At 59.8% G+C, this 12,382-nt stretch carries 12 protein-coding genes and 1 pseudogene; 6 read left to right on the top strand and 7 right to left on the bottom strand.

Annotated elements, in window-relative coordinates:
• Window positions 1-161: 161 nt before the first annotated feature.
• Window positions 162-1,328, bottom strand: a complete 1,167-nt coding sequence (locus ACMTA2_RS14070; protein WP_413795297.1) for an MFS transporter — start codon at window positions 1,326-1,328, stop codon at window positions 162-164.
• Window positions 1,329-1,422: 94 nt separating this feature from the next.
• Here ACMTA2_RS14070 and ACMTA2_RS14065 point away from each other — a divergent pair, with 94 nt between their 5' ends.
• Window positions 1,423-2,316, top strand: coding sequence for a LysR family transcriptional regulator (locus tag ACMTA2_RS14065; RefSeq protein WP_413795296.1), 894 nt, complete (start codon window positions 1,423-1,425; stop codon window positions 2,314-2,316).
• Window positions 2,317-2,478: 162 nt separating this feature from the next.
• Here ACMTA2_RS14065 and ACMTA2_RS14060 read toward each other — a convergent pair whose 3' ends face one another.
• The 4 genes from ACMTA2_RS14060 to ACMTA2_RS14045 all read right to left on the bottom strand — a co-directional run bounded on the left by ACMTA2_RS14060 (window position 2,479) and on the right by ACMTA2_RS14045 (window position 5,984).
• Entirely contained in the window at window positions 2,479-3,768 is a 1,290-nt protein-coding gene (locus ACMTA2_RS14060) for an NAD(P)/FAD-dependent oxidoreductase (RefSeq protein WP_413795295.1), read from the bottom strand.
• The gene (locus ACMTA2_RS14055; protein ID WP_413795294.1) at window positions 3,765-4,511 is read right to left on the bottom strand and encodes an amino acid ABC transporter ATP-binding protein; all 747 of its coding nucleotides are present in this window, start codon (window positions 4,509-4,511) and stop codon (window positions 3,765-3,767) included. The genes ACMTA2_RS14060 and ACMTA2_RS14055 overlap by 4 nt, the downstream gene beginning before the upstream one ends.
• Entirely contained in the window at window positions 4,508-5,164 is a 657-nt protein-coding gene (locus tag ACMTA2_RS14050; RefSeq protein ID WP_413795293.1) for an amino acid ABC transporter permease, read from the bottom strand. The genes ACMTA2_RS14055 and ACMTA2_RS14050 overlap by 4 nt, the downstream gene beginning before the upstream one ends.
• A 61-nt stretch (window positions 5,165-5,225) precedes the next feature.
• Entirely contained in the window at window positions 5,226-5,984 is a 759-nt protein-coding gene (locus tag ACMTA2_RS14045; RefSeq protein ID WP_413795292.1) for an ABC transporter substrate-binding protein, read from the bottom strand.
• A gap of 164 nt (window positions 5,985-6,148) precedes the next feature.
• Between ACMTA2_RS14045 and ACMTA2_RS14040 the strand changes: the two genes are divergently transcribed.
• Window positions 6,149-6,925, top strand: coding sequence for an IclR family transcriptional regulator (locus ACMTA2_RS14040; RefSeq protein WP_413795291.1), 777 nt, complete (start codon window positions 6,149-6,151; stop codon window positions 6,923-6,925).
• Between the two features lie 39 nt (window positions 6,926-6,964).
• Here ACMTA2_RS14040 and ACMTA2_RS14035 read toward each other — a convergent pair.
• Window positions 6,965-7,105, bottom strand: a pseudogene (locus tag ACMTA2_RS14035) (LysR family transcriptional regulator); the annotation flags it as partial.
• Window positions 7,106-7,356: 251 nt separating this feature from the next.
• Between ACMTA2_RS14035 and ACMTA2_RS14030 the strand changes: the two are divergent.
• A complete protein-coding gene (locus tag ACMTA2_RS14030; RefSeq protein WP_413795290.1) occupies window positions 7,357-8,112 on the top strand; it encodes a hypothetical protein in 756 nt (251 codons plus the stop codon).
• 139 nt (window positions 8,113-8,251) lie between these two features.
• A complete protein-coding gene (locus tag ACMTA2_RS14025) occupies window positions 8,252-9,943 on the top strand; it encodes a thiamine pyrophosphate-binding protein (RefSeq protein WP_413795289.1) in 1,692 nt (563 codons plus the stop codon).
• A 120-nt stretch (window positions 9,944-10,063) separates the two neighbouring features.
• Here ACMTA2_RS14025 and ACMTA2_RS14020 read toward each other — a convergent pair whose 3' ends face one another.
• Entirely contained in the window at window positions 10,064-10,891 is an 828-nt protein-coding gene (locus ACMTA2_RS14020) for an SDR family oxidoreductase (RefSeq protein WP_413795288.1), read from the bottom strand.
• A 111-nt stretch (window positions 10,892-11,002) separates the two neighbouring features.
• On the opposite strand from ACMTA2_RS14020, the gene ACMTA2_RS14015 reads away from it, so the two are divergent.
• Window positions 11,003-11,926, top strand: coding sequence for a LysR family transcriptional regulator (locus ACMTA2_RS14015; protein WP_413795287.1), 924 nt, complete (start codon window positions 11,003-11,005; stop codon window positions 11,924-11,926).
• Between the two features lie 65 nt (window positions 11,927-11,991).
• Window positions 11,992-12,306, top strand: coding sequence for a hypothetical protein (locus tag ACMTA2_RS14010; RefSeq protein ID WP_413795767.1), 315 nt, complete (start codon window positions 11,992-11,994; stop codon window positions 12,304-12,306).
• Window positions 12,307-12,382 lie beyond the last annotated feature (76 nt).

Raw genomic sequence — 12,382 nt, 5'->3', positions numbered from 1 at the left:
GGCTGCGATCAATCACGCCGTTCAACGCCTGCCCTGGCATTGCAGATCAGGTTCACCAGAACCCGGTGCCGGTCCAACGGCAGCAGGGACAAGGGCGCAAGCAATGGCAGATCATCGTCGCATTGCAAAGCCCGGGGGGCGAGAGATAGCCACATTCATCATCACGCAACCGCCGCTGCAGCCGCTCTGGAACGCCAGGCAAACGCCAACACCATCAACAGCCCCAGACCCGCCATGGCCGCTCCGGCCAGGGAAATCGCCGGATAACCCAGCCCGGCATTGATCACCGCGCCCCCCAGCGCCGCACCTATCGCGTTGCCAAGGTTGAAGGCACCGATGTTCACTGCCGAGGCCAGATTGGGCGCGTCCTTGGCGGCTTCCATGACGCGCATCTGCAGCGGCGGCACCAGGGCGAAGCTGGCGATGCCCCATATCAGGATGGCCACGGCGGCAGGCAATGACCAACGCATCAGGACGGTGAACGCCAGCAAGACGAGGATCAGCACGCTCAGCGAAACGATCAGGGTGCGGTCTATCGAACGGTCGGCGGCCTTGCCCCCCCACATGTTGCCCAGCGTCAACCCCACACCGAACAGCATCAGCATGGCTGTGATGTAAGCAGTGGACCCGTGGGTCTCGTTGCCGAGAATCGGCGCGATGTAAGTGAAGACGGTAAACATTGCACCCGAACCGACCACGGTCAGAGCCAACGCCCCCAGCACCGGGCCACGGCCCAGTACCCGGATTTCAGCCAGCACGCCGACGCCTTGCGGCATTTGCAGGTTGGGCAAGGCGAACCACAGCGCGGCCATGGTCAGCCCGCCAAGGCCGGTGATACCCCAGAATGCCGTGCGCCAGCCGAACAGTTCGCCAAACCAGGTGGCCAGCGGCACGCCGCCGATGGTCGCCAGGGTCAGGCCCATGAACATTGCCGCAACCGCCCCGGCACGTTTCTGCGGGGCGACTACGCTGGCGGCGACGATGGAGCCAACGCCAAAGAACGCACCGTGGTTCAGCGAGGTCACCACCCTGGCGACCATGAGGCTGTAGTAATCGGTCGCCAGGGCTGACATCAGATTACCCAGGGTGAAAATCGCCATGAGTCCGATCAGCAGATAGCGCCGGGGGATCCTGCCGGTGGTCAGGGTCATCAGCGGCGCGCCGAGCAATACGCCCAGGGCGTAGGCACTGACCAACAGACCGGCGGCGGGAATGGAAACGCCGAGATCCGCAGCGATGCCCGGCAACATGCCCATGGGGGCGAACTCGGTAACGCCGATGCCAAAGGCACCGATGGCGAGTGCAACAAGGGGTGGATTGATACGCATGGAAGGCTCCTCATCTATGCTGCGAATGCTACGATCCAGTCTTTTCAGGCGGTAGATAGCATTTTTGGCAATCACCTTTGCGTAAGAGGCACAAATGGACTTCAACGGCAGGTCAGGTGAAATGAGCGTATTCGCCACTGTGGCGCAGGAAGGCAGCCTGTCAGCCGCCGCGCGTGCATTGGGGCTGACACCCTCGGCGGTCAGCCGGATCATCGCGCGTGCCGAACAACGCCTGGGAACCCGCCTGCTGTTGCGCACCACCCGAGCGATCACCTTCACGGCCGAGGGCGAGGCATTCCTGCGCGGCGCCCGGCGGATCCTGGCTGACATGGACGAGGTCGAAGAAGCCATCGCCGACCAGGGCGTACCCAGGGGCCGATTGCGCGTCAGCGCCGCCCTTGGCCATGGGCGGATGGCTATCGTTCCCTTGGTGGCGGCATTCAGCGCCCGCTACCCGAACATCGTCGTCGACCTCACCCTTGGCGACGAAGTCGTCGACATTCTCGGTGGCCAGGCCGACGTAGCGGTACGCTTCGGCCATCTGCCGGACAGCCCGCTCACCGCACGCAGGATCGGCGACACCGGCCAGGTCGTGGTGGCATCGCCCGAGTACCTGCAGCGCCACGGCATCCCGCAGGAACCGGAAGACCTGCTACGACACAACTGCCTACGCTTCAACTTCCGGCGTGCCGAACCCAACTGGCCGTTCATCCGCGACGCAAGGGAGTTTTCCCTGAAGGTCAGCGGCAACATCGAATGCAGCAGTGGAGAAGCGCTGGCACAACTGGCGCGCGTGGGTGCCGGCATTGCCCGCATCGGCGAATTCACCGTGAGCGAGGATCTGCAGCGCGGTGACCTGATACCGTTGCTGGAAGCCTGGAACCCAGGCGACCGAGAACCGATTCATGTGGTGTTCGTAGGGGGCTCCACAATGCCGGCACGGGTGCGGGTGTTCGTGGATTTCTTGCTGGAACATCACCGGATGTGAGCGGTGGCGTCACCGAAAGCGACCGCGATCGCACGCGCACCTTGCCATTTCCACTTCGGAGCATTCAGGCTGAATGGAAAGTTGCCTGGGAGTCGCTCGCCTTGGCCGAGGCGACTCCACCGACAACGCCCAACCGGTGCCCGCAGTTTCTTCAATAAGCGCTCAAAACAAGGCATCCAATAGCCGGTAATAGCTGATCCCGGCAGCAAGATAAAGCCGCTGCAACGCATGAAACGGAATTCGCCGCAGTGGCATGACCGGGAACGGGAAGTCCTGCGTCGCCCCTGAGAGCTTCGCGGCCAGATGCTTGCCTAACGTCGTGGACAGGGCGATGCCGCGGCCGTTGTAGCCGAGCAAGACTGACAGCCCCGGTGCCGGATCATGCACATGCGGAAGAAAGCTTTGCGTCAGGGCGACCCGACCACTCCAGCGGTACTCGACAGGCACATCCGCCACTTGCGCAAACAGCGTCCCCAGCGAACGCTCCAGGTGCGCCCAGTCACGCTGCCGGGAAGGCTCCGAGAACGGCCCTCGCCCTCCCAGAAGCAAGCGCCCCTGGGCATCCAGCTTGAAGTAGAGCAGCAAACGGCGTGAGTCCGAACAGACCTCGCCTCCGGGCAGGATGGTCTTGCGGATCGCCGGCGGGAGCGGACGGGTCGCGATGATGAAGCTGTTGGCCGCGACAACGGTCTGGCGCAACCCGGGCCACAAGTCATCGGTATAGCCATCGGTTGCCAATAACACCCGTTGTGCACTGACCTTGAATCCTTGCGCAGTGGACAATAGCCAGCCTGATCGCTGCCGCTGCAGCCCCGTGACGCGGCTGTGACCATGGATCATTGCGCCCTGCCCCATTGCGGCCTTCGCCAGGCCACGGGCATAACTCAATGGATGCAAGCTACCGGCCCGTGGATCGACCCACCCCCCCAGGTAATGCTCGGTACCGATACGTTGGTTGACCGCGGCCCGGTCCAGCAGCTCCACCTTGACGCCTCGGCGTTGCCATTGCACGGCGCGCTGCTCGATGGTCTTCATCGCGGTCGTCGAGCAGGCCGGTTGAATCCAGCCTTTCTGGGTGGCATCACACTCGATCCCGTACTGGCGAATCAGCGCAAACACCTCGTCAGCGGCTGACCCGGCCGCCTCGATCATCGCTTCGGCACGGGCCGGGCCAAACTTGGCGTGCAACTGATCCGGGTCGAACTTCAGCCCAGGAATCACCTGCCCGCCGTTGCGTCCCGAAGCGCCCCAGCCAGGCTCCCCAGTATCCAGCACACAGACGCTGACACCCGCTTCGGCCAATCGTAAAGCCGTCACCAAACCGGTATAGCCGGCCCCCACGATGGCCACATCCACTTGCTTGTCTTCGGCCAGGGCCGGCGTTTCCATCGCCGGTGTGGCAGTCGCGGCCCAGAGCGAGGCCGGCAGTTGCGGAGCGAAAGGTGCATTCATGCCGGCACCTCCCCGCTGTGGTTGAGCAGTCGGCGAAGAAAGTCCTGTGTACGAGGATGCGTCGGCGTACTCAGTACTTCCCCGGCGGGGCCTGACTCGACGATCTTGCCGCTGTGAAGAAAACAGACCTTGTCGGCGACGTCTCGAGCGAAGGCCATTTCGTGGGTCACCACGATCATGGTCATGCCCTCATCGGCCAGATTGCGCATCACCGCCAATACTTCGCCGACCAACTCCGGATCGAGCGCCGAGGTCGGTTCGTCAAAGAGGATCGCCTGGGGGTTCATCGCCAACGCCCGGGCAATGGCGACACGTTGTTGCTGCCCCCCGGACAGTTCGTCCGGGTAGGCATTCATCCGATGGGACAAGCCGACCTTTTCCATCAGCGCCTCGGCATTCTTGCGCGCCGTCTGAGGGTTCTCCTTCTTTACATAGATCGGCCCTTCCATGACATTTTCCAGGGCCGTGCGGTGCGGGAACAGATTGAAACGCTGAAAGACCATCGCCACCCGAGTACGAATGTCGTGGATGTTCCTGGCATTGCGGTCGACACGTTCATCGCCGACCAGTACCTCGCCCTGGTCATAACTTTCCAGGCCATTGATACAGCGCAACAACGTGGACTTCCCCGACCCCGAAGGGCCAATCAGGCACACCACCTCACCGCTCTTGACCTGCAAATCGATGCCTTCGAGGACCGGCACGCTGCCGTAACGCTTGTGAATGCCCTTGATCTCGATCATGACGTTCTCCGGGTGCTGAAGCGTGCTTCCAGACGACGCAGCGCAAAGGACAATGGCAGGCTCATCGCCAGGTAGAGCAATGCCACCAGGGTGTAGACCGTCATGTTCTCGAAGGTCGAAGAGGCGATCAGTTGCCCGGCGCGAGTCATCTCGGCCACGGTGATGGTGGAGACCAGCGACGAGTCCTTGAGCATCATGACCAGGGTGTTGCCGTAAGGCGGCAAGGCGATGCGGAATGCCTGGGGCAGCACCACTCGCCGCATCACCATCGCACCGCGCATACCCAAGGATTCCGCCGCCTCGATCTGCCCTTGCTGGATTGCTTGGATACCGGCCCGGAAGTTCTCCGCCTGATAGGCCGAATAAGCGATTCCCAGGCCAATGACACCGGCTTGCATGGCCGTCAGTTGAATGCCGAATTCAGGCAGGACGAAATAGATATAAAACAGCTGCACGATGATCGGCAGCCCCCGAATGATGTTCACCACACTGATGGCGAACAACGCGACCGCACGCATTTTCGAGACCATCATCAGGGCCAGGAGCAGGCCGATCAGCGAACTGAGTACAAACGACCCGGCCGTCACTTGAAGAGTGACCACCGCCCCTTTTAGCAAGATAGGGAGGAAGTCCAACGCATTCTGGAGAATCATAAAAGCTACCCACGGAACAATAAGTGGACCCGCCCGCTACCGCAGGCGGTCGACAAAACCCTCAGTTGAGTTTCCACTTCTCGATGATCCGTTCGAGGGAACCATCAGCCTTGATCGCAGCGATGCCTTTGTTGACCTGCTCCAGTGTTGCGTTGTCGCCCTTGCGCACGATCAGGCAAACGTCCCCCATCACCACCGGCTGATAGCTCTGTACCAGGTGCACCTTGTTCTGCGTGCCCTGGGCCAATTGGTAGGCGACGATCGGGCGATCGGCGAAACCTGCCTTGATACGGCCGAGGGCCAGGTCGCGCATCAGATCGGGGATCGAGTCATAGCCACGGACTTCCTTGAAGACGCCACGCTTGTTCAGCTCATCGATGAACACGGTGCCGACCTGGGCGCCAACAGCTTCGCCGGCAAAATCCTCCATGCGGGTGTACGCGGTCTGGTCGTCGGCCTTGACGATCAGACCCTCGCCATAGGTAAAGACCGGATCGGAATACTGCACCACCTTTTCCCGCGCCGGCGTTCGGAGCATGGCGGCGGAAATCAGGTCGATCTTGTTTGAAGTCAGTGACGGGATCAGCGAAGCGAAGGTGGTCTGCTGGATCTCCACCTCGAAGCCGCCAGCCTTGCCCACCGCCTGTGCGGTGTCGATCATCATGCCCTGGATACTCTGGCTCTTGACGTCGAGAAAGGTGAAGGGAATCCCTGTTGCGGTTGCGCCGACCTTGTAGACGGGCTCGGCGACGGCGTTGGCTGAAGCGATGCCGGCAGCCAGGGCAACAACGAACGTGAGTGCACGAAAACGAGTAAGCATGGCGTATCTCCCATTGGACGCTTTTATTGTCTTAAGTCCGGTGAGGGTTGCCCCATATGGATGGCAGGAGGCTCAAAATGACTCTAAAGCGATTTACAAAAATCGTAAAGAGATTTATAAATATCGAATATCGATATTTACAGCTCAGAATTTAAGGATTTCCCATGAGCGACAACCCTCATCCGCTGTTCAATCAGTCATTGGAAAAAGGCCTGGCGGTGTTGCGGGCGTTCAACGCAGCCCGGCGCACAATGAACCTGGCGGATATCGCCCAAGCTGCAGACATCAACAAAAGCTCGGCACAACGCATGATCCATACCCTTGAAGAGCTGGGTTATGTGCGCAAGCATCCGCAAACCAAACGCTTTCAGTTGACCCCGAAGGTCATGGAGATCGGCTACAACTACCTGGCCGCCGATACACTGGTAGACGTGGCCAACCCGTTCCTTGCCGAGTTGGCACAGGCTACCGGGGAGACGACCAACCTGACTGAACCCGACGGGCTGGACATGGTGTACGTGGCACGCTTCGTGGCGCCGAAATTCATCCCTATCCACATGCCCATCGGCAGCCGGATCCCGATGTACTGCACCGGTTCCGGACGAGCTTTCCTGAGTGCCCAGCCCGATGACGAACTCGTTGCCGCACTGCAAGCCAGCGAGCGCAAACGCCATACCCAGTACACCCTGACCGCGATCGACGACATCATCGAGCAGATCGAGACCACACGGCGCAGGGGCTACGCCACGAACAAGGAAGAGTTATTCCTTGGCGACATGTCCATTGCCGCGCCGATCATTGGCAGCCAGGGCCTGCCGGTCGCAGCCGTGCATGTGGTGGTGCCCACGAGTCGCTGGAGCATGGAGGAAGCCGAGCGCAAGCTGGCGCCCGCGGTGATCGAATGTGCACGGGCGATTCGTTCGTCAATACGAACCCTTTAGCGGGTTGCCGCCAAGGTTCGTGAGTGACGACCACATACATCAAACCGAAGCCTTCAGATCCACCCCCAGTGCCTGGGCAAAGGCCTTGGCCAAGGGGCTGCGCACAGTGTTGTGGCGCAGTATCAGACTGAACGGCGTGACGATGTTGATCCGGTCCGGGAGCACGGCGCGAAACGCTGCAAAGGCGCATATCAATACGGATTTCCAAGTCGGAAATCTGTTTGCTGATGGCCCCTTTATCGCCTGACATGTTCCTGTCAGCCTCCCGTCACCCTGACGTCAGATCACTCCGCCTAAAGTAACGCCAGGATTGCTCCCGCAGCACCAGCGTGAACCTGCGCGCTCCCGCAGAACTTGACTTAACCGGAGATTCTGCACCCGAGGTTGCTTTTTGCTGGAGCTCTTGTCATCAGCCGGAAGGAGAAACGCAAATGAACCACCCTGACGGGCACGACAGCGCGCTTGATCAATTCATCTGGCCATTACCAGACGGCATTCTGGACCGTAAAGACCTGTTGCTTCGCCTGTGCGCCGAACAGCGATTCATGGCCGCACAGGACCCTGCATGCAGGCTCGATCAACGAAACTACCTGCTTTCCCTGATCGATTCGGTATCAACACGGGCCGGCGGCGCCGCGCAACGCCCAGGTTTCGATGCCCGGCGAATGCGTAGCGTCATCATCGAAGCGGCCACAAGAAGCCATTGGGGCAAGCCTTCAGGAGGTCGCCGAACGCAGGGCATCGCCGCACACTACGATGCGCAGACTTGCATGGCCGCGGTACTCGATGTCGAGCTGAGCGCCGAGGGGCGCTTGATTGTGCATGACGCGGTGGTCGTCGCTGACCTGGGCGCCGTAGAAAGCCCCGGTCGCCTACGCGCCCAGCTTGAAGGTGCGTGCCTGATGGGGGTCGCATTCGTGGCATCTTCTGAATTTGGTGTGACGGCGGCCGCTCTGTGCCCGACGATCGCACAGCGACCCCGCTGGCCACTCGTCTCATGGCTACCAGGGCATATCGCGGTACATTTGATCAACCCAACGGGTGCGCTCCAAGCCTGCCAGCCCAGCCAACTGAGCTACGTACCCATCGTCCGGGCCTTGTGCAATGCGATTTGCAAAGCCTCGGACAAGCGTACCAGCGATTGGCCGCTCAGAAGCCAGTTGCTCGAAAGAACAGGCGGACGTTAAGTCACTGCCGGGCTTCAAATCAAACCCAGCGTCAGGGCTTTCAACCTCGCCGCCGAATGGGTGGTGCATTGCCATTGGCAATCCGATAGCCACGAAAGCAGGGTAAAGTATTTCTTCCAAATGAGTGAGGCTTCGCGCCATGCCTTCAACGCCCTGTATCTCGTCCAGCATCCGTGGGCAACGCGGCGCGGACCTGCTCGTAGAAGTACTGCGCAGCGAAGGCGTTCACCATGTCTTCGGCAACCCGGGAACAACGGAGCTGCCTTTGCTCGATGCGCTCTCGGGCGTCTGCGACATTCACTACGTGCTTGGCCTCCAGGAGGCCTCCGTCGTGGCGATGGCCGACGGTTATGCGCAGGCATCCGGCCGCCCTGGTTTCGTCAACCTCCATACAGCAGGAGGCCTTGGCAATGCGATGGGCGCCATTCTGAACGCGAAGATGGCGAACACGCCGCTGGTGATCACTGCGGGCCAACAGGATACCCGCCATGGCGTGACCGACCCGCTGCTTCATGGTGATCTGGTCAGCCTGGCCCGACCGAGCGTCAAATGGGCGGAGGAAATCCAGCATCCCGAACATATCCCGATGCTGCTGCGTCGCGCTTTTCAGGACTGCCGCACGGGGCCGACCGGCCCGGTTTTCCTTTCGCTGCCAATCAACGTGATGGAGCAGCACACCGATACCTGTGCTGGCCAACCGGCGCGAATCGAACGAGGTGCGGTGACCGCGGCGATTGACCCGTTGGCTGACGCCTTATCCACGGTTCCCCCCGGCCGTCTGGCGATTATCGTCGGAGAGGAAGTATTCCAGTCGAATGCGCAAGTGGAAGCGGTGAGACTCGCCGAAGCACTCGGCGCGCCGGTCTTCGGGCCATCCTGGCCCGGGCATATCCCCTTCCCCACCGCTCATCCTCAATGGCGCGGCGTCCTGTCACCCAAAGCTGCCAATATCAGCGAAACGTTCGCTGACTTCGATGCGGTCTTCCTCCTGGGCGGCCATTCGCTGATCAGTTACCAATACTCGCAAGGCCCGGCGATCCCCCCTCATTGCCGTCTCATTCAATTGACCGGCGATGGTCACCAACTAGGCAGAGTGCATGGAACGGCGCTGGGATTGATAGGCGACATAAAGTTGTCCTTGCAGTTGTTGCTGCCGTTACTGGATCAGACACTGGCCCCACACAGCCAGGCAATCGCGACGCTGCGAAATGTCGCTGCGCACGAGCGCAGTACCCGCCGAATCGAAGTGGCCGAGCGCGCGAATCGCGAATTCAATACGCCCGTGACAACGCCTTTCGTTGCGGCCCATGAAGCCGTCCGGGCAATCGGCCCTGATGTATGGATCGTCGACGAAGCGCCGGTCACCATCGCTCATGTGCGTGCGTGCCTGGATTCGCATTCGGCCCGCCAGTACCTGTTTACGCGTAGCGCCATCCTCGGCTGGGGCATGCCTGCGGCTGTCGGTACATCGCTTGGCCTGGGCCGCAACCCGGTGGTCTGTCTGGTGGGCGATGGCTCGGCGATGTATTCACCCCAAGCACTTTGGACAGCAGCACACGAGCGTTTGCCCGTCACTTTTGTGGTCATGAACAATGGCGAATACAACATCCTGAAAAACTACGCGCGTAACCAGACGCACTACCGAAGTGCCGGTACGAACCAGTTCATCGGCATGGACATCCGGGATCCGGCCATCGACTTCCAGGCCCTTGCCTCCTCCCTGGGGGTTGCTTCGCGCAGGGTCGAGCGCGCCGGCGATATTGCTGAAGCGGTCGAGGATGGCATTCGCTCAGGCCGCCCCAATCTCATCGAATTACCGATCATGGCTTAAAGCTAACGGGCGCTCACCTTTGGCGCGGATCCATGTAAATTGCGGCCCTGGGTCAGGCGACCGCGTTCATCTGAGCTTCTGTAGAGCAAATACCTGTTGCAACTTTTTCCTGAACGGAACTCACTCGGTCTCAGTACTCATTGCAATTCCCTTGTACTGCTCCAGCTCAGCCAATCGCTGGCTCAGGGCTGCGTGGACACGTCCATAAGCACCGCTGCCTAACAGCAGACGTTTTGGCGCCGATTCGGCTTCGGCGATCCCCAGCATGGCTTTGGCCATTTTCTGCGGATCTCCTGTCAGGGGGAAAGCACCACTGGCGACCGCCCTACGCACCTCGCCGGCAGGCGTCTGTTCGTATTCCGACATCACCGGAGGGCTGACTAAGGCCGTGGCAAAATTCGTACGAGTCGGGCCTGGCTCTACAAGGGTGAACTGAATGCCAAATGGTGCAACCTCCTGCGCGACTGATTCGACAAAACCCTCAATGCCCCATTTGCTGGCGTGGTAAAGGCTGAAGTTTGGATAAGCCAGTTGGCCGCCCTCCGACGATACTTGCAGAATTCGACCGCCCCCTTGCCGACGGAGAAAAGGCAGGCAAGCGCGAATCAACTGGATTGAGCCGACCAGGTTAGTTTGCAATTGCTGATCGATTTGTTCGTCATTGCACTCCTCCGCGGCGCCGAATAATGCGTATCCTGCGCTGCTTACCACGACATCAATGCGCCCTAGTTCAGTGAATGCACGGTTAACGACATTCCGAATGGCGGACGTATCGTTCACATCCAGTGCCGCTGTCCACAACCGTTCGCCGTAGCGCTCTTTCAAGTGACCGAGTGCTTGAGGCTCACGCAACGTCGCCGCCACGCGGTCCCCTCGTTCCAGCAATTGCTCTACTACCGCCAAGCCAATGCCGGACGAGCTGCCAGTGATTAACCAAGTTTTATTCATCGGTGTGTTCTCCTCAGAGCGAGCCAGGCAGGCTTGCGAGGGTCTAACGCTACGCGCCTTGAATTGCTGCTACTATCCAGCAGAATGAGAATGGCCTGATGAAAAATAGCCATGAATGAATTTCCCCTGTCACTCTCTGATATACGTGCGTTGGCGCTGATCGTTGGCCACCGTAGCTTTCGCAAAGCGGCGGATGAGCTGGGTTTGTCTGCGTCCACGCTTAGCCATTTGATGAAAACCCTCGAGGCAAGGCTCGGGATTCGTTTGCTCAATCGCACAACACGCAGCGTCGCTCCGACGGCAGCGGGGGAGCGCCTGCTGAGCCGGTTGAGCCCGGTGTTGCGAGAGTTTGCGCTGGCTGTAGATGAAGTTAACAAGTATCGGGATCTTCCAAGTGGCACCCTGCGCATCAATGCGAGCGATCAGGCTGCCCGCGTTTTGATGGAGTGTGCCCTGCCGACATTCCTGCAACGTTTCCCGCAGATGTCGGTCGATCTTGTCACCGATGGTCGCCTGGTTGATATCGTTGCCAACGGCTTCGACGCGGGCATCCGCTTGGGTGAGTCAATACCTCAAGACATGATCGCCGTCCCGATAGGGCCGGATATTCGGTTTGTAACCGTCGCTTCCCCGGACTACCTCAAGACTCATTCATACCCATTGACCCCAGATGATCTGCTTCAACATCAGTGCATCGGCATCCGAATGCCGAGTGGTAAACCTTATCGATGGGAGTTTGAAAAGCATGGGCAGTTATTGGTAATCGATCCCAAAGGACAGCTGATCCTTGATAACCCGGAAATTATGGCCGAAGCCGCCATTTCTGGACTCGGCATCGCCTACGTGCCAGAACGCGTAGCCTCTCGATCTTTGGCTGCCGCGCGACTTGTGAAGGTTCTGGAGGACTGGTGCCCGCCAATTCCAGGATTGTTTTTATATTACCCGGGACATCGCCATATCCCATCTGGGTTGCAGGCATTCATCGAAGTCCTGAGGGAATGCACCACAGCCAATATTGAAAATAATGATGCTTAGGTGTAGTGGTCTAATAAAACCGGACACCCATTTAGGCGAGAATGCTCGCCAGATCGAGGTGTCAGATGACCAAACAACGCCGTTCCTTTTCTGATGAGTTCAAATGCGAGGCTGCCGACCTCGTGCTGGCTTCGGTTACGCAGCCGGGTGAGCGGGCGTTGTCGGAAAAGCCGGACGCCGATCTGGTTATCAAGGCGCTGGCTATGGCTTACGAGCAACGAGGAAGACCTCAGGGTCTGGTCGCAGGGCGCCTTGGGTGGCGGTGCAGGAACATCAAATTTCAGCGTTGCCCAACTCGGGATCATGATTCAGGGGCACAAGCCGAGCGTTTTATAATGTTGAACAATTGGCGGGGCATGCTGAACTCGGTCCAAGCCTGAGCACAACACAAATCAAGCAGGCTTGCTCGCGATTGCGGTGTGTCAGTCGATAGATGTGCTGACCGAATCCACCGCT

The sequence above is a fragment of the Pseudomonas medicaginis genome (assembly GCF_965119365.1).
GTDB lineage: Bacteria > Pseudomonadota > Gammaproteobacteria > Pseudomonadales > Pseudomonadaceae > Aquipseudomonas.
This window is presented reverse-complemented; position numbering and strand designations above follow the sequence as displayed.

What these genes read in the sequence shown, in the direction of transcription:
- ACMTA2_RS14070 (WP_413795297.1), bottom strand. Translation starts at nt 1,328, where the DNA reads ATGCGTATCAATCCACCCCTTGTTGCACTCGCCATCGGTGCCTTTGGC.
- ACMTA2_RS14065 (WP_413795296.1), top strand. Translation starts at nt 1,423, where the DNA reads ATGGACTTCAACGGCAGGTCAGGTGAAATGAGCGTATTCGCCACTGTG.
- ACMTA2_RS14060 (WP_413795295.1), bottom strand. Translation starts at nt 3,768, where the DNA reads ATGAATGCACCTTTCGCTCCGCAACTGCCGGCCTCGCTCTGGGCCGCG.
- ACMTA2_RS14055 (WP_413795294.1), bottom strand. Translation starts at nt 4,511, where the DNA reads ATGATCGAGATCAAGGGCATTCACAAGCGTTACGGCAGCGTGCCGGTC.
- ACMTA2_RS14050 (WP_413795293.1), bottom strand. Translation starts at nt 5,164, where the DNA reads ATGATTCTCCAGAATGCGTTGGACTTCCTCCCTATCTTGCTAAAAGGG.
- ACMTA2_RS14045 (WP_413795292.1), bottom strand. Translation starts at nt 5,984, where the DNA reads ATGCTTACTCGTTTTCGTGCACTCACGTTCGTTGTTGCCCTGGCTGCC.
- ACMTA2_RS14040 (WP_413795291.1), top strand. Translation starts at nt 6,149, where the DNA reads ATGAGCGACAACCCTCATCCGCTGTTCAATCAGTCATTGGAAAAAGGC.
- ACMTA2_RS14030 (WP_413795290.1), top strand. Translation starts at nt 7,357, where the DNA reads ATGAACCACCCTGACGGGCACGACAGCGCGCTTGATCAATTCATCTGG.
- ACMTA2_RS14025 (WP_413795289.1), top strand. Translation starts at nt 8,252, where the DNA reads ATGCCTTCAACGCCCTGTATCTCGTCCAGCATCCGTGGGCAACGCGGC.
- ACMTA2_RS14020 (WP_413795288.1), bottom strand. Translation starts at nt 10,891, where the DNA reads ATGAATAAAACTTGGTTAATCACTGGCAGCTCGTCCGGCATTGGCTTG.
- ACMTA2_RS14015 (WP_413795287.1), top strand. Translation starts at nt 11,003, where the DNA reads ATGAATGAATTTCCCCTGTCACTCTCTGATATACGTGCGTTGGCGCTG.
- ACMTA2_RS14010 (WP_413795767.1), top strand. Translation starts at nt 11,992, where the DNA reads ATGACCAAACAACGCCGTTCCTTTTCTGATGAGTTCAAATGCGAGGCT.